Below are 18,165 nucleotides of genomic sequence, written 5' to 3' on the forward strand. Positions count from 1 at the left end.
GCTTGTCAACACCCAACGCATAAGAGCTTCTACTTTACCGCAATCATGGCAAAATTCGAGACGCCTATTCTTTGCCTGCTCCATCCGCATGCCGGGCAAGCCGCGAAAGCAGCAAAACCACCACATGCAGCAACGGCAATGCAAGGAAGACACTGGCGAGACCCGTATGTTCGGCAATGAAACCGATGGCGGATGGCGCCACCAGAATGCCGGAATAACCCATGGTGGTGACGACGGAGAGCCCGATTCCCGGTGCCAGCCCCGGCATGTTGCCCGCCGCGGAGAAGGCGATGGGCACCATGTTGGAAATGCCGATGCCGGCAATGGCAAAGCCGATAATCACGAAAGTGGAGCTTCCCGCAAGGCCGGCAATCAAGAGACCGGTGATCGACATGACCGAGCAGAATCGCAGGGTGTTGACCGCGCCGAACCGGTCACGCACCAGATCGCCGGCAAAACGCATGGCCGCCATGGTCATGGAGAAGGCCGCAAAGGCAAAACCGGACTGCGAGACGGAAGCCCCCAGTTCATTGCGCAGATAAAGCGCACCCCAATCGAGGATCGCGCCTTCCGGCACCATCGAAAACAGCGCCATCAGGCCGATGATCCACGGCAGCGGCGTCAGCGGCAAGCCGCCTTTCGGACGTTCGGCCTCGGCATGCGGACGATCCGCGAGAACCCGCGGCCAGGCAATGACCAGCAATACAAGCGCGATGACCGTCAACGCAATGGCATGGCCCTGCACACCGATTGCCGTGATGAGATAACCGCCAAGACCGGCGCCGATCAGGCCGCCAAGGCTCCAGAAGGCATGGCAGGACGACATGATCGCGCGGCGCATGTCCCGCTCCACCGCCACGGCATTGGCGTTCATGGCGACATCCATCGCCCCCGTGAGGCCGCCAAACAGGAAGACCGCAATCACACCCGCCCAGATCGTGCCAGCCCAGGAGATGAACAGCAGTGTCGGCAGGAAGATCGCCGCAGTGACCAGGCTGACCGTGCGCGAGCCGAAACGGGCGATCTGGGAACCGGCAATCGGCATGAAAACCAGCGAGCCGACGCCGAAAACCAGAATGATCAGGCCAAGCGCGCTTTCGCTGAGCGACAGCCGCGCCGCAAATTCCGGGATCTTGGGCGCCCATGAGCCCATCATGAAGCCGTTCATCAAGAAGAGCAGGGAAACACCCAGCCTGTGCCGCGTCAGATAGGACGAGCGCGCAGCCGTCGGCGAAAATGTCGTGGGGCCATTCATCGGTAATATCCTTCAGACTTGACCGTGGGAAAATTGAACGGCGTCTTCGTCGCCGCAATGAACATCTACACCTTTTGCCAACAGTGCCTCGACCAATGCGCGGTCGGCATCCTGTTCCAGCACGAGGCAAAGCGGTGGGGAAAAATCATGCACGTGAAAAGCTGCCTTATGGCCGAGCTTTTCCGTCGTTATTGCGGCGACGATCCGCTGGCTGGCGCTGCAGGCAAGCCGCTTGAACACCGCATCCTCGAAAACATCCGCAGACAGACCCGTCTCCGCCGCGACACCGCAAACACCGAGAATACAGAGATCAGGCCGCATCAGTTCGAGCTGTCTTAGCGCCATGGCATCGATTGCAGCGCCGACGGCCGGATCGACCTTGCCGCCGATCAGCACAAGATCGATATCGGCCCGCCCCGTCAGTTCGGCGGCTATGGCGGGTGTATTGGTCACTACCGTCAACTTGAGACCGGCGGGAATGGCCCTTGCGACAGCGAGGTTCGTGGAGCCGGCATCGATGAAGACGACCATGCCCGGCTCGAGAAGCGGAATGACGGCACGCGCCAGCAGGGCCTTGCGATCGGCATCCTCAGTAATGCGCGTCTTCAACGGCACCGTCATGCTATCAGAAAGCAGCGCTCCGCCATAAACCCTCAGGCATTCCCCGCGCGCCGCCATCTCGCGCAGGTCGCGGCGCACCGTGTCTTCAGAAACACCGAAATTCTGGGCAAGATCCTGCGCAAGCACGCGGCCGCTTTGCCGTAACTGCGCTAGGATGAGCGCCTGCCGCTCACTGACAAAATGATCGCTCATCGAGACTCATGCATAAACAGGAATAAACGTGCACGAACAGGCATATTCGAGTTTTTGCAGCAGCGCAATAAAAAACGCCCGCCGAAAGGCGGGCGTCTGCACTCTTATTGCCGATGTAATACGCCTTTATTCGGCGTAGGAGATCAACAGATCCTTCGCGTCGATCTGGTCGCCAGGGCGCACCAGAACCTCAGCGACCTTGCCGTCACGCTCGGCGTGAAGCGCGGTTTCCATCTTCATGGCCTCGATGGACAGAAGCACGTCGCCGGCCTTGATCTCCTGACCCTGATTGACGAAGACGCGGCTGATCACGCCCGGCATCGGCGCACCGATATGCGACGCATTGCCGGGTTCTGCCTTGCGGCGCACGGCAGCACCGGAGGCGCCGTGGGCGCGATCCGGAACCTTGATGCGGCGTGGCTGGCCGTTGATCTCGAAGAACACCGTCACCATACCCTTTTCATCCGTACCGGACGAAGCCTGGTTGACGATGACCAGCGTCTTGCCGCGTTCGATATCCGCAAACAGTTCGTCGCCATCCTCCATGCCGTAGAAATAGGCATGGGTGGGCAGCACGGAAACCGGGCCATAGGTCTCGGCGGTGAGCGCGAAGTCGGTGAACACCTTGGGATACATCAGATAGGACGCAAACTCGAAGTCGTCTACCTTGCGCTCCAGCTTGGATTCTATGACCTTGCGCTCCTCGTCGAGATCGGCATCCGCCAGCAGCGAACCCGGACGAACCGTATAGGGTGCTTCGCCCTTCAGCGCCTTTTTCTGCAGGGCTTCCGGCCAACCGCCCGGCGATTGTCCAAGATCGCCCTTCAGCATCGAAACCACCGAATCCGGGAAGGACACTTCACGATCAGGGTTTTCGACATCGGCAACCGTCAGATCCTGGCTGACCATCATCAGTGCCATGTCACCGACAACCTTGGAAGACGGTGTTACCTTGACGATATCGCCGAACATCCTGTTGGCGTCGGCGTAAGCCTGCGCCACCTCGTGCCAGCGGCTCTCCAGACCCAGCGAACGGGCCTGTTCCTTGAGGTTGGTGAACTGGCCACCCGGCATCTCATGCAGATAGACTTCCGAGGCCGGCCCCTTCAGATCGCTTTCGAATGCCGCATACTGGTTGCGCACGGCCTCCCAATAGAAGGAAATGCGGCGGATCCATTCGGTATCGAGACCCGTATCACGCTCCGACCCCGCCAGCGCCTCCACGATCGAGCCAAGGCATGGCTGCGACGTATTGCCGGAGAAAGCATCCATTGCAGCATCGACGGCGTCCACGCCGGCATCCACGGCCGCAAGAACGGTCGCGGCGGAAATGCCCGACGTATCATGGGTGTGGAAGTGGATCGGCAGACCTGTCGCCTCGCGCAGCGCCTTGAACAGAACCTTGGCGGCAGCCGGCTTTAACAGGCCTGCCATGTCCTTGACGGCGATGATATGCGCGCCTGCCTTTTCAAGCTCGGCGGCAAGGCCGGTATAATATTTGAGATCGTATTTCGGACGCGCCGAATTCAACAGATCGCCGGTATAGCAGATGGTCGCCTCGCAGAGCTTGTTCTCCTCGGCAATCGCATCCATCGAGACCCGCATATTCTCCACCCAGTTCAGGCAGTCGAAGACACGGAAAAGATCGACGCCACCCTTTGCGGCCTGACGGACGAAATATTTAACGACATTATCGGGGTAGTTCTTGTACCCGACGCCGTTTGCACCACGCAGAAGCATCTGCAGCAGCAGGTTCGGTGCGCCTTCGCGGATGAGCGCCAGACGCTCCCAAGGGTCTTCGGTCAGGAAGCGCATGGAGACATCAAATGTCGCACCACCCCAGCATTCCAGCGACAGAAGCTGCGGCAGCGCCTTGCCGTAAACGCTGGCAACGCGGGCGATATCATGTGTGCGAACGCGGGTGGCCAGAAGTGACTGGTGTCCATCACGCATGGTCGTATCGGTGACCAGCACGCGCTTTTCGTTGCGCATCCAGTCCGCAAAGCCCTTTGGACCGAGCTTGTCCAGCAGTTGCTTGGTACCATCAGGCGTCGGCGCATCGATGTAAGGCACGATGGGCTTTGCCGCCTTGTCGGACGGTCTGGCGCGTCCCTTGGTTTCCGGGTGACCATTGACTGTCACGTCGGCAAGATAGGTCAAAAGCTTGGTGGCGCGGTCCTGACGCTTGACCTGCGCAAACAGCTCCGGCGTCGAATCGATGAAGCGTGTCGTGTAGGTATTGTTGCGGAAACTGTCGTGGCCGATGATGGCTTCAAGGAAGGTGAGGTTGGTCGCAACGCCACGGATACGGAATTCGCGCAGCGCACGGTCCATGCGGCTGATTGCTTCATCCGGCTGCGGCGCCCACGCGGTGACTTTCACCAGCAGCGGATCGTAATAACGGGTGATGACAGCGCCCGTATAGGACGTGCCGCCATCCAGACGAATACCGAAGCCCGAAGCGGAGCGGTAGGCGGTGATACGACCGTAATCCGGAATGAAGTTGTGTTCCGGGTCTTCCGTCGTGATGCGGCACTGCAGCGCATGGCCGTTGAGGCGGATATCCTCCTGGCGCGGAACGCCGGATTCCGCCGTACCGATCGCAGCCCCTTCGAGAATATGGATCTGCGCCTTGACGATATCGATACCGGTCACGACTTCGGTGACGGTATGCTCCACCTGAATGCGCGGATTGACCTCGATGAAGTAAAATTTACCGGTATCGGCATCCATCAGATATTCGACCGTGCCGGCACCGATATAATTGGTCGCAGCGGCGATCTTCAGCGAATAGGCCGCCAGTTCCTGACGCTGGGCTTCAGACAAATATGGTGCAGGTGCACGCTCCACGACCTTTTGATTGCGCCGCTGGATCGAACAATCACGCTCGAACAGATGCACGACATTACCGTGGGTATCGCCAAGCACCTGGCTTTCCACGTGGCGCGCACGCTCCACGAGCTTTTCGAGATAGACCTCGTCCTTGCCGAAAGCGGCTTTCGCCTCACGCTTGGCTTCCGTTACCTCACGGGCCAGATCTTCCTTTTTGCGAATGGCGCGCATACCGCGACCGCCGCCGCCCCAGGAGGCCTTGAGCATGACCGGATAGCCGATTGCCTCAGCCATGCGCTCCACTTCCGCAATATCGTCCGGCAGCGGGTCGGTGGCGGGAACCACGGGGACATCAACGGAAATCGCCAGATTGCGGGCGGCGACCTTGTTGCCGAGCTGGCGCATCGTATCCGCCGTCGGTCCGATGAAGGTAATGCCGGCCTCGTTGCAGGCCTCCACGAATTCAGGACTTTCGGACAGAAGACCATAACCAGGATGGATAGCATCCGCTCCGGAGAGCTTGGCCACGCGGATGACCTCCTCGATCGACAGATAACTCTCGATCGGCCCCATATCCTTGGCGAGATGCGGACCCCTGCCGACCTGATAGGACTCGTCCGCCTTGAAGCGGTGCAAAGACAGCTTGTCTTCTTCCGCCCAAATCGCAACGGTTTTTATCCCAAGCTCGTTGGCTGCCCGGAAAACGCGGATCGCTATTTCGGATCGGTTGGCAACAAGTATTTTCGATATCTTCAAGACGGTCTCCCCACACGCCAAAACAAAATTTCTGCTGCACTGCGGAATTAAGCAGCAAAACCCGGTCTTGGAAAGGGCAATTCCGGCGAGAACTGTCCTGTTTGCGTTAGCTCAGCAAACCATGGCGAAAAGCAAGTGCTACGGTATGCTGTCGGTTCTTGGCGCTGAAACGGCGCTGGATTCCGTTGATGTACCAATCGACAGTATGGTTGGAGATGGATAGCTGGCGTCCAATCTCCGTCGAAGTCATGCCATCTGCCATCAGCGTCAGCACTTCCATTTCACGCCTCGTCAACTCCAGAGCGGAAACATCCGGGGCATTGTTGAGACCATGGGCCTGACCGGAAAGGTCAAGCAGGCGCCAGAACACCGCGCGTGTCGCCGCATCAAGCAGTTCAACCTGCAACGACGGCAATTGCCGGTCCTGGCCGCCAATGAAGACCGCGCCGATAAACCCCGCGCGGCCATGCACGGGAAAGGCATAACCACCCTGCAGACCATAACGGCCAGCATCGTGAAAAAAGACGCTCGCCCTTTTTCGGTGCATCGCACGCGGCAATCCTTCCAGCGCTTCTTTCCATTGAAACGGCTTGTGCACCATGCCGATCACCTTGCGAACGGGATCGACAAGATTATATTTTTTGGCCCGGTAGACCTCGAGCCAGCCGTCGGGCAGATGTTGTGCGAGAATCTGGCCGGTAGAGGCGATCTCACCGGTCAGACGCCTGCTGACAAGGAAATATTCGAAACCATATTCGCGTATGAGCGTGGCAAAATCGGCGCGAACGCGATCAGCGTTTCCCGCCTGGTAACACGCAGAGATGAAATGAAGAATATCGTGCATAAAGACACAGGGTCCGGAGCTTGATTTGAAAGGGATGACACGAAGGACATGGTCCCGCGATGACGTCATGTTACTCGGGCGCCGGTCATTTCAGATTGAACATATCGTCGTTAGCAATCCTTGAAACGAAGATGCGAAATCTTGTGACGGCGTCCCCAGAAACATCGGGTTCGGTTTTTTTCGGTTCGCACGCGCGGTCAATTTGTTAAGCCGCCATTCAGACAGAAAGAGCGATAATTACACAAATTTCGCCGTCTCATGCAACATTGCTAAAGTAGCATGGCGTTGAGGCCGAACAATTAACCGCACGAAAAAGACGCTCGGACTGGATTGAAAATTTGACCTTGTTTCAGGTTTACACACGCGCTCTGCGCTATCTGACCGTTCATAAATGGCGGGTGACGGTGGTCGTCATCGCCAACGTCATTCTTGCAGCGATCACCATTGCCGAACCGGTGCTGTTCGGCCGTATCATCGACGCCATTTCTTCCGGCACCAATGTTACGCCCATCCTCATTTTGTGGGCGGGCTTCGGCGTCTTCAACACCGTCGCTTACGTCGCGGTCGCCCGCGAGGCTGACCGGCTGGCGCATGGCCGGCGTGCAACATTGCTGACGGAAGCATTCGGTCGCATCATTTCGATGCCGCTCTCCTGGCACCATCTGCGTGGCACGTCCAACGCCCTGCACACCCTGCTGCGCGCCAGCGAGACGCTGTTCGGCCTATGGCTGGAATTCATGCGCACGCATCTGGCCACCTTCGTGGCGCTGGTGCTGCTCATCCCGACAGCCATGGCCATGGACTTGCGCCTCAGCTTCGTGCTGATCGGCCTCGGCATCGTTTACTGGTTCATCGGCAAGTGGGTGATGGGCCGCACCAAGGACGGGCAGGCTTCGGTCGAAGAGCATTATCACAGCGTTTTTGCCCATGTCAGCGATTCCATCAGCAACGTGTCGGTGCTGCACAGCTACAACCGCATCGAAGCTGAAACGAAGGCGCTGAAATCCTTCACCGAAAAACTGCTGAGCGCCCAATATCCTGTTCTCGACTGGTGGGCTTTCGCCAGCGCGCTTAACCGCACCGCCTCCACCGTTTCGATGATGATCATTCTCGTCATCGGTACCGTGCTGGTGAAGAACGGCGAACTGCGCGTCGGTGACGTTATCGCCTTCATCGGTTTTGCCAATCTCCTGATCGGCCGCCTGGACCAGATGCGCCAGTTCGTGACGCAGATTTTCGAAGCCCGCGCCAAGCTTGAAGATTTCTTCGTGCTGGAGGATTCCGTCAAGGAACGTGAAGAACCGGGCGACGCCCGCGAATTGTCGAACGTCTCCGGCACCGTGGAATTCCGCAACATCAATTTCGGTTTTGCCAACACCAAGCAGGGCGTTCATGACGTCTCGTTTACGGCCAAGGCCGGTGAAACCATCGCCATTGTCGGACCAACCGGCGCCGGAAAGACCACGCTCATCAACCTGTTGCAGCGCGTCTATGACCCGGATTCCGGCCAGATCCTGATCGACGGAACCGATATTTCGACGGTGACGAAGAACTCGCTCCGCAACTCCATCGCCACCGTGTTCCAGGATGCCGGCCTGCTCAACCGTTCCATCCGCGAAAACATTCGCCTCGGCCGCGAATCGGCAACCGATGCCGAAGTGGTGGAAGCAGCGGCAGCGGCAGCGGCGACGGATTTCATCGACAGCCGTATTACCGGCTACCTCACGCAGGTGGGCGAGCGTGGTAACCGCCTGTCCGGCGGTGAACGCCAGCGCATCGCCATTGCCCGCGCCATCCTGAAGAATGCGCCCATTCTGGTTCTCGACGAGGCGACCAGCGCGCTCGACGTCGAAACGGAAGCCCGCGTGAAGGCCGCCGTGGATGCGCTGAGAAAGAACCGCACCACCTTCATCATCGCCCACCGCCTTTCCACGGTTCGCGACGCCGATCTCGTGCTTTTCCTTGATCAGGGCCGGGTCATCGAAAAGGGTACTTTCGATGAGCTGAGCCAACGCGGCGGACGCTTCACCTCGCTGCTGCGCACCAGCGGGCTGCTGACGGAAGATGAAGGCCAGCCCCGGCCAAAAGCCATAGCGTCCTGAGGCGCTGGCGAACGGAATACGGAAAGGGCGGACAACATTTTGTCCGCCCTTTTTCTTTGCCTGCTTCGCTTACAGGTGACCTATCGGAGAATGTCAGCCAAAGAACTTGCCAGCCAAAAATCTATCTGTCCGAATGGAAGGGCATTTCCCAGAAAGGCAACGAGGCCCGCCGTGGCATTGATTAAGAAAACGCCGAGAAACACACCGAGCGTCACTCCGACGCTTGTTTTCGAAGGGTAGCGCGCCAGCCAACACGACAATGCCAAGGACAGGACCACCAAGAATGCCAGCAGCGCGGTTTGTGTGAACGAGATGTTGAACTGCAAAATAGCTTTCCTTTCGACCTAACGAAATTATCGCGACACACGCGAAGAGCACTTCAAATCACTACGGGTGCTGAAACCGGCCATCCATGACAGCTTGCTGCCATTCGCAAATAGAATGCCTGCAAGGACTGCCTCTGCCCGAAAGCCGTGAACGTCACCCGAGCCTGACAATTCCGTCAGGTCCAACGAGGATTTCGTAGATGAACACCTCTCGGCGCCGCTGACTTTCAGCCGGCAACTGTGAAAGCAGTAGAGCTTCACGACCATGACACCGCCAACGCGCTAAACCGGATGCAAAAGTGGCCATAAAAATTCAGGCCCCTGCGTCACCGCAGGAGCCTGATCTTAAGCAAAACAGAGCTGATTGCCTCAGTCGAACGGTATCACCCGGTCGCCCGCCGCCAGATCCTTGCCGTCAACAGACACTGAAACCTCCGCCGTATCAGCCTTGCGGCTGACGGCGATGTTTCTCGCCTTGCCATCCAACGTGATCTTGATCGAGAAACCGCTCCAGTCATCCGGCAGCGACGGCGATATATGAAGTTTGCCGTTGGTGCGGGTGATGCCGAGAATACCTTCGATCGCTGCACGGTAGAGCCAGCCGGCCGAACCCGTGTACCAGCTCCAGCCGCCCCGGCCTGCATAGGCGCCTTCACCATAAACATCCGCAGTCACCACATAGGGCTCGACCCGATAGGTTTCCGATGAGGCCGCATCGAGTGCATGATTGACCGGATTGAGCAGCTTGAAGCAGTTCCACGCCTCCTGGGCTCGGCCCTGTTTGGCAAGCGCCAGAACAACCCAGGTCGCCGCATGGGTATATTGTCCGCCGTTTTCGCGCACACCCGGCGGATATCCCTTGATGTAGCCCGGATCATGCGGCGCACGCGAGAAGGGCGGTGTGAACAGCCGGATGATGCCGGTCTGTTCATCGACCAGATGTTCCATGACCGCATCCATTGCCTGCCGCGACCGACCTTCCTCGCCCTCACCGGAGAGAACGCTCCAGCTCTGGCCGAGCGAATCGATCCGGCATTCCTCGCTTTCAGCGGAACCGAGCGGCGTGCCATCATCGAAGTAACCACGGCGATAATAGCTGCCGTCCCAGCCGGCGGTTTCGAGAACATTACGCAGCTTTTCACGATGCGCCGCCCACTTGCCAACACGGTCGGTATCACCACGCTTTTCGGCGATCTCGATGAAATCGCGCAATGCACCTGAGAGGAACCAGCCGAGCCAGACGCTGGTGCCCTTGCCGCCGACGCCGACGCGGTTCATGCCGTCGTTCCAGTCACCGCCGAGGATCAGCGGCAGACCGTTTTCACCGGTGCGGTGAATGGCGAGATCAAGTGCAAGCGCGGCATGTTCGTAAAGCGTGACGGACCGCTCGCTCGTCTCCGGCTGGAAGAAAGCATCGTGCTGGCCGGGCATCAATGCCGGGCCTTTCAGGAAGGGAATGCTCTCATCGAGGATGGCGGCATCGCCCGTGGCCGAGACATACTGGTTGATCGCATAAGCAAGCCAGACGACGTCGTCCGAGATGGTCGTGCGGACACCGGCGCCCGTCAGCGGCAGCCACCAGTGCTGTACGTCGCCTTCCGGGAACTGGCGGCCAGCCGCGCGCACGATCTGCTTGCGGGCGAGATCCGGCTGATAGAGCAGGAAGGCCAGCGTATCCTGCAACTGGTCGCGGAAGCCGAATGCGCCGCTCGACTGGTAAAAGGCCGTGCGTGCCAGAATTCGGCAAGCCAGCGCCTGATAGGGCAGCCAGTTATTGACCATATGGTTGAAGCCGGCATCGGGCGTGGAAACCTGCAGCTGGCCGGTAAAGCCGGTCCAGAAAGCCTTGCTCTCTTCCAGCACCGACTGGAAGTCGGCCTGGCGTGCATCTTTCACCAGCGCTTCGGCCTCCTCCGCATTGTCGGCATCGCCGAGAATGAAGGTCATGTGCCGCTCTTCGCCGGGCTTCAGGTGGATTTCCTGCATCAGCGCGGCGCAGGGGTCACCATCAACCTCGGTACTGCCGCTGAGTGCGGCACCGGATACGATGCCCTGCGGCGCCTGTGCCGAGCCGAAGCGGCCGATGAATTCCCGGCGGCTGGTGGTAAACCCGCTCGCCTCGGTGTCGAGCGTCAGGAAGGACGTACGGGCGCTGTAGTCGATGCTGTAGGGGTTCGACGCGAAGATCGCGTTGCTGGCAGCATCGTGCCTGCTCAGAATGAACGGCGCGGACTTCTGGCCGTTATTGCCGAGCACCCATTCCACATAGGCATAGACCTTCAGGCGGCGGCTTTTGGTGCCCTTGTTGCGAACGATGACCTGCGAGAACTTGACCGGTTTTTCGCGATCAACGGTCTGTGTCAGCTCGACTTCGAGCGTATCCGCTACACCGGTCAGCACGGAATATCCGAGGCCATGACGGGTTTCAAACATGGCTTCGGGATCACGCGACAGCGCGGCACACGGCGTATAGAGCTTTCCTGTCTCCACATCGGCGACATAGAAAGCCTCACCCGGCCGGTTGATGACCGGATCGTTGCTCCATGGCGTCAGCTGGTAGTCGCGCGAATTGCGGCTCCAGCTGAAACCGGCACCTTCGGCCGAAATGTGGAAACCGAAACTCTCGTTCGAAACAACGTTGATCCACGGATGCGGCGTCGACTGCCCGCCATTGAGGCGCACGACATATTCCTGGCCGCCCTTGGCGAAGCCGCCAAAACCGTTCCAGAAATCGAGATCGCCCGCATCCTCGACCGGCTCCGCGATTGGGAAGGTCGGCACAGGCAAACGGGCCTGCGCCGCGTCACTCGTACCATCTGGACCGCGATGGGCGGCAAACAGCGATACAGCACGGTTGATCTGGTCGACAATCTTGCCGTTGCGCACGTGAAGAACAACGCGGGAGGCGGCGAGAAGCGCGCTCCAGGTCTCTTCATCCATCAGGTCGCGACGCACGGAGAAGACGTGTGGGCGACCGCCATCCGCAGGATTGATGCGGCGCTGCGCCTCGGAAATGTGGTCCAGCGCATGCTGCATGTCCTGCGCATAGGACGCGGCCCGCTCATTAACGATAACGAGATCAAAGATCACGCCACGCGAACGCAGATATTCATGGGCGCTCAGCGCCTCACGGGCGATATCCATGTCCATGTCGTCGTTGATGCGCAGGCTGAAGATTGGGAAATCACCCGAAATGGCAAGCGGCCACAAGGCGCGCTGCGAGGCGAGACCCGTTTTCAGCGTTTCCGAATCCGCACGCAGATGCATGTCCGGATAGGTCAGATAACGGCCGAGATGCTGGAAGGCGGCCGCCTGCTGCGAGGTAACGCCCACATGGCGCATCTGCACCTGCGTGCGCGTCCAGGCATGTACGAGTTCATGCGCGAAGGCGTCCGGATGACGATAACGGTCGATTGCCTTATCGACTTCCTCGCGGCTCGGCGCGGCAATCGTCCAGAAGATCACGCTCACCTTCTTGCCCGCCGGCACGCGCACCGTGCGGCGCAGCGACAGGATAGGATCGAGTGTGAAACCATCCGTGCTGGAAAGCGTCGCTCCGGTATCAAAAGCAGCGGCTTCGCGCAGCGACCGACCGCGACCAATGAACTTGGCGCGATCCGTCTCGAATTCCGTCGGGCGTGACGGGCCGGCATTGTCGGCGGCCAGATGCGCGATCACGGTACCCGGCTCGTTCGGGCTGCGACGGTTGCGCCAGGCACGGATGACATCGCCACGCCGGCCGATTTCCGTCTGCACGAACATGCGCGAGAAAAGCGGATGGGCATTGTCATCATCTTCAGACGCGATGACCGGCTCCATATAGGAGGTCACTTCAATATAGCGATCCTCGGAACCGACATTCAGCAGCGTGATACGGCGGCCTTCGGCGTCGTGCTCAGTCGCGACGATGCACTCGACAACGCTCTGCAGATCACCTGTTGTCTTGTGGAATTCAGCCTTGTCGTCGGTGAAGATCGTTTTGGTCTTTTCGCCTTCGATGACGCGCGGCTCGGCCGTCGCACTCCACCATTGTCCATTGGTGGTGTCGCGCAGGAAGATGAAGGTGCCCCAGCGATCTTCTGTCGGATCCGCCTTCCAGCGGGAAATCGCCTGGCCGTTCCACTTCGAATAACCTGCACCCGTGGAGGTGAGCATCGTCGAATAATGGCCGTTCGAGAGGAACACCACTTCGCGGTCGCGCACCGCCGGATCGGCGATGGAGCGCACTTCTGCACGCAACAGGTCTGCCTGTTCCTTGCCGGGTGTTTCCGGCTCGTATTTGGCGCTCATGACCGGAACTTCGCGCGGTGCCTTTTCCTGCAGCAGCAGCTCAGCCGCCTCGATCACCGGATCGGAGTGAAACAGTTCGCGCAGCACGCCATCAAAGGCGACGTTGGCGACAGCCGCAATCGACATGCCATGGTGGTGGGCATAATAGTTATAGACCACCGCGCAGACCTTGCCGTCAGGCACCCGTGTCGGCGTGAAATCCACCGCATCGTGGAAGCCGTACTGGCCAAGCGCCCCAAGCTTGCGCAGCTTGTCGAGGTTCTCAAGCGCGCCATCAGGATCATACTGGCTGGCGAGGATCGACGCGTAGGGCGCGATCACCGCATTCTGACCAAGGCCACGCTTGAGGCCAAGGGTCGGCACACCGAAGTTGGTGTACTGATAATTCATGTTGTGATCGCGGGCGTTGAAAGCCGCTTCGGAAATGCCCCATGGCGTGCCGAGACGACGGCCATGATTCATCTGTTCTTTGACAATCAGATTGTTGGTCTGGTTGAGAATGCCACCCTGACGCTCCTGCATGACAAGCGGCGGCATCAGATATTCGAACATCGAACCCGACCAGGAGACCAAGGCACCCTGCGCACCGATCGGCACGACCTGACGGCCGAGACGATACCAGTGCTCGGTCGGCAGATCGCCCTTGGCGATGGCAAACAGGCTGGTCAGACGGCATTCGGAAGCCAGAAGGTCGTAGCAGGCCTCATCCAGCTCCTTGCTTTCGACGCGATAGCCAATCGACAGAAGACGGCGATCCTTGCGGTAGAGGAACGTGAAGTCCATCGAGAAGGCAAGGTTGCGGCTGCGGTCGCGCAGCGAGGCAAGACGCTGGCGCAGCGGCTCCATATTGGTGAGATCGATGGCGCTGTCGGAAATATGCGACTCGCAGCATTCCACCAGCAATTGCGCCCAGCGCGTCACTTCCGCGCTCTGCGCCGACTTCACCTCGTGGTCGACATTGGTGGCAAGTTTCTGGATGTCGCGTGCGAGCACCGCCAGATTGATGACGCGGATCGACGCAAATTCATGCTCGCGCTTGACGGAGGCAAGCGCGTTCGAGAAGCCGATGATGCGCTCTTCAAGACGGCGATGCAGCGGGCGCAGGTTCTTGCGGTTGTCGGGCAGCGCCTTCAGCGTTTCGCGCAGGATACCGGCAACGTCGCCGATACCGTCGAGATTGCCCTGAAGATGGGCGGAAGGGGCTTCCGCCCAATCGCGGCAGGCGGACGAAACCGCAATCAGGTGACCGGCGAGATTGCCGCTGTCCACGGCCGAAACATAGCGCGGACCAAGCGTCTGCAAGGTGTCAGTGTGATACCAGTTGTAGAGATGGCCGCGATGTTTCTCCATCTTCTCGACGGTCTGGATCGTATTCTCGATCCGCTCCAGCGTATCGGCAAAGCTGATCCAGCCGAACTGGCGTGCCGAAATGATGGAGAGCAGATAGACGCCGATATTGGTGGGCGAAGTACGCGAAGCGACGATCGGCTCCGGCGTTTCCTGGAAATTGTCCGGCGGCAGGTGGTTTTCCTGCGGCGTCACAAAGGCCTCGTAATAACGCCAGGTGCGGCGCGCAATCTTGCGAAGCTCGAAGGACACATGTTCCGAAACGAACAGCCGGTCTTCGGTTTCAGCGGACTGGCTGACATACCAGGCAACGGCGGGAGACAGAACCCAGAGCAGCGTGAAGGGAATACCGATGAGGAAAGCATTGTCCCCCGGCAGCGCCGCAAACAGCAGGCCGAGCATCGCCACGACAGGCGCATGCCACATCTGGCGGTAATAATCGATGATGCTGCCCTGGGCGCTCGACTGCATGCTGGCGGCCGTGCGCCATTCCAGCATCAGCTTGTGGCTGACGAGCAGACGGTAGAGCGAACGGACAATCGCATCCGTCATCATGCAGGCGGCATCGGCAATGAAGACGATACGCAGCGCAACCTGCGCATTGGTGGCGCGGATTTCCGACCAGATGGTGTGGAAATGCGCCTGCGGCACGATATCGGTGGAACGCGGCACGAGGCCGGAGAGCAGCGAAAGCGTCGGCGCGACGAAGAGCGAGAAGATCAGCAGGATCTGCCAGATCAACGCGCCGAGCGGATCCATGAAATACCAGCCGAGGATCGAGGCGAAGAACCAGGCGATCGGTGTGAGCGAGCGGCGCAGGTTATCGACCATCTTCCAGCGGCCGATGGCGGTAACGCCACGGGCACGGTCAAGGATGAAGGGAAGCAGCTGCCAGTCACCACGCGCCCAGCGATGCTGGCGCGACACTTCCACCTCGTATCGGGTCGGGAAATCCTCGACCAGTTCCACATCGGTCACCAGCGCGCAGCGCGCAAAGGAGCCCTCGAGCAAATCGTGGCTGAGGATGGAGTTCTCTTCGATACGGCCCTTCAGCGCTGCCTCGAAGGCATCCACGTCGTAGAGGCCCTTGCCGGTGAAGGTGCCTTCCGAGGTCAGGTCCTGATAGACGTCGGAAACGGTGAAGACGTAAGGATCGATACCGCGATTGATCGAAAAGACGCGCTGGAAGACGGAAGCGTCCTTGCCTGTCGTCAGCGAGGGCGTTACGCGCGGCTGCAACAGCCCGTAACCTTCGACAACACGGCCGGAAACAGGATCGATCACCGGACGGTTGATCGGGTGATGCATCTTGCCAACGAGCTTGGTCACCGCATCGCGCATCAGGCGCGTATCGGCATCCAGCGTCATGATATATTTGACATCGGCCGGCACGATGTTTGCGCCGCCGAGGAATGTCGTATCCTTGTCGCCGCGCAGCAGCATGTTCAGCTCATGCAGCTTGCCGCGCTTGCGCTCCCAACCCATCCAGCAGCCTTCGGCCGGATTGTAGATGCGGCGTCGATGCAGCAGGTAAAAACGCGTCTTGCCGTCAAAGGCATAACGGCTGTTCAGCGCCGCAAGCTCGCGCTTGGCATAATCGAGGATCTCAAGATCCTCATCGGATTGCTCATATTGCGCATCGCGCCAGTCGCTGACGAGCGAGAAATAAATCTCGCCATGCGGATTGGCGAGATAATGCACCTCGATATTGCGCATCATTTCGTCAACGCTGTCGCGGCTGGTCAGCATGCAGGGCACGGCAACCAGCGTGCGGGCATCCTGTGGAATGCCGTTCTTGAATTCGTATCCAACCAACCGGAACGGCTTCACGAAGAAGGTGACGAGCGTGTTGAAGAGACCCGTCGCCCCTTCCGAGGCCGGCAATGCGAACATCAGCAGGAAGGCGGTGACGACATACCAGGGCATGCCCGCTTCCGCGAGGAACCAGCCGACCGCCAGCATGGCAATCGCGGTGATCAGAAGCACCGGCGCGGCGATTGCCAGCCAGTTGAACTTGCGCATCGAGCGGACGATATGCTGCGACACCAGCGGCCGGTAACCCAAAGCCTTTTCAAGCTCGAACCGTCGCTGGCCGACAAGCACGGAGCCGACATTGACGCGATGATTTTCATCCGCACCGGCAGGCATATCGGAGCGTGCCATTTCGACAGCGGCGCGCGCAACCTCAACTTCGGTCTTGGGAGAACGACGAGCCAGAAGCTCGATCGTGTTGCGATAGGTGTTGCGGGAACCGAAATCGAGAACTTCGTAATCGGTCTCCTCGCGCAGAACCTTGTCGATATGGCTGACTTCCTCGAACCACACCGACCATTCGGTATCGTCGATTTCGCGCAGGCTCTTGACGATGTTGCCCATCGTCACATTGCCAGAGGCCAGACGATTATGTTCCGACATCATGACGTTTTCGGCGTCAGTACCGGCGGCATGCAGCCGCTCTTCAAGCCAAGCAACCGCCAAACCGGAGGTCTGCGAGCCATTGCGGAGACGATAAAGGAACTGTGTTGCGAAAGTCGGATCGTCAACCAGCGAATCGACCTGTTTCAGAAGCGCGGCCGAAGCTTCGGCATCATTCAGGCGGATGATCTCGTCAACGACCTCGTTTGCCTTCTGGCGCATGCGGCGCGAGCGCTCGACGCGAATGGAGATACGGCGCAGATTTTCGATGAGGACAAAACGGATGATGGAAGGCAGCGCCCACAATTCGCCGATCTGCAGCGTCTTCGAGGTCTGGTAGCCATCCACCAGCGCCGTCATGTTTTCGCGCGAAACCGTGCTGTGAGTATGGGCGACATAAAGCCAGCCGAGCGCCATGACCCGCGGGATCGTCACCCCGCCCACCGTCATCGTCGGCAGCTGGCGATAGAATTTGCGCGGAAAATCGCGGCGCACTTCCTGGATAGCTTCTTCGATGACGTAGTGATTGTCGAGCAGCCATTCCGCCGCTGGCGTGATCGTCGCGCCATTTTCCGCATCGACAGCCGTCGTGCGGTAGACCCTGAGGATTTCCTTCTCGTTCTCGCGGTGACGCTCGAAGAAATCGAATTCCATGAAGCCGGGAAGACTATCGGCACCATCGCGGGAAAGCGCGGCACCCGCATCGTGCAATTCCTCGATCGTCATATAGGACGCGCGGATCGAATCGTTGTGATCAATCTGCTTCGTCTCGGAATCACGGGCGGCGGCGGTCGGAGTGATATGAAATGACATCGGGCTCGTATTCTGAACTTAAGGGATACTTGTTCGACTTGACCGGCATTTCGTCCGTGGCGGGAGCACACACGAAAATCGGGCCACGCTATATTTATGACTTATCCTGAACCTTCGGTGAACCGGGCCGGGCGTCGGGCCGATCGTATCATCCGATGAAGGATATCCGTAGGGGCCACATCGGGTGGCATGATTTTTCCGAAAAATCTGCAAGGCGGAAGATCAGTGCTAACAGGGTATTTCCGGCGACAGGAAAATCTTGTCCCACGGCCCGGCAAAGCCGTTCCAACCGGATTTCGCACACTCCCCAACGGCGAAAATTGTTCGCGCAACGCCCGATAGTCCCCCGTTGACAACCTGAAAGGCAACACG

At 59.2% G+C, this 18,165-nt stretch carries 7 protein-coding genes; 1 reads left to right on the forward strand and 6 read right to left on the reverse strand.

Features of this window, described 5'->3' with window-relative positions; translation table 11 throughout:
• Positions 1-64: 64 nt before the first annotated feature.
• From PL640_RS15670 to PL640_RS15685, 4 genes are all read right to left on the reverse strand, one after another.
• Positions 65-1,255 carry an MFS transporter gene (locus tag PL640_RS15670; protein WP_271362550.1) on the reverse strand — a complete coding sequence of 397 codons (1,191 nt, stop codon included), beginning with the start codon at positions 1,253-1,255 and terminating at the stop codon, positions 65-67.
• A gap of 12 nt (positions 1,256-1,267) precedes the next feature.
• Complete coding sequence (locus tag PL640_RS15675; RefSeq protein ID WP_271362551.1) at positions 1,268-2,068, reverse strand: DeoR/GlpR family DNA-binding transcription regulator; 801 nt, start codon at positions 2,066-2,068, stop codon at positions 1,268-1,270.
• A gap of 126 nt (positions 2,069-2,194) precedes the next feature.
• Positions 2,195-5,656, reverse strand: a complete 3,462-nt coding sequence (gene pyc / locus PL640_RS15680) for a pyruvate carboxylase (RefSeq protein ID WP_271362552.1) — start codon at positions 5,654-5,656, stop codon at positions 2,195-2,197.
• 106 nt (positions 5,657-5,762) lie between these two features.
• Positions 5,763-6,500 (reverse strand): helix-turn-helix transcriptional regulator, encoded by a 738-nt coding sequence (locus PL640_RS15685; RefSeq protein WP_142842209.1) that lies wholly within the window; start codon positions 6,498-6,500, stop codon positions 5,763-5,765.
• A 338-nt stretch (positions 6,501-6,838) separates the two neighbouring features.
• On the opposite strand from PL640_RS15685, the gene PL640_RS15690 reads away from it, so the two are divergent.
• Positions 6,839-8,602 carry a glucan ABC transporter ATP-binding protein/ permease gene (locus PL640_RS15690; protein WP_142842208.1) on the forward strand — a complete coding sequence of 588 codons (1,764 nt, stop codon included), beginning with the start codon at positions 6,839-6,841 and terminating at the stop codon, positions 8,600-8,602.
• Positions 8,603-8,682: 80 nt separating this feature from the next.
• Here the strand turns inward: PL640_RS15690 and PL640_RS15695 are convergent, their stop codons facing one another.
• Positions 8,683-8,928: a hypothetical protein gene (locus PL640_RS15695; RefSeq protein ID WP_271362553.1), complete on the reverse strand. Its 246-nt coding sequence runs from the start codon at positions 8,926-8,928 to the stop codon at positions 8,683-8,685.
• 369 nt (positions 8,929-9,297) lie between these two features.
• A complete protein-coding gene (locus tag PL640_RS15700; RefSeq protein ID WP_271362554.1) occupies positions 9,298-17,793 on the reverse strand; it encodes a GH36-type glycosyl hydrolase domain-containing protein in 8,496 nt (2,831 codons plus the stop codon).
• Positions 17,794-18,165 lie beyond the last annotated feature (372 nt).

It is taken from the genome of Agrobacterium sp. ST15.16.024, assembly GCF_027956545.1.
GTDB classification, from domain to species: Bacteria; Pseudomonadota; Alphaproteobacteria; order Rhizobiales; family Rhizobiaceae; genus Agrobacterium; species Agrobacterium cucumeris.

Coding starts and splice junctions, on each gene's coding strand:
- PL640_RS15700 (WP_271362554.1), bottom strand. CDS start 17,793: ATGTCATTTCATATCACTCCGACCGCCGCCGCCCGTGATTCCGAGACG.
- PL640_RS15675 (WP_271362551.1), bottom strand. CDS start 2,068: ATGAGCGATCATTTTGTCAGTGAGCGGCAGGCGCTCATCCTAGCGCAG.
- PL640_RS15670 (WP_271362550.1), bottom strand. CDS start 1,255: ATGAATGGCCCCACGACATTTTCGCCGACGGCTGCGCGCTCGTCCTAT.
- PL640_RS15685 (WP_142842209.1), bottom strand. CDS start 6,500: ATGCACGATATTCTTCATTTCATCTCTGCGTGTTACCAGGCGGGAAAC.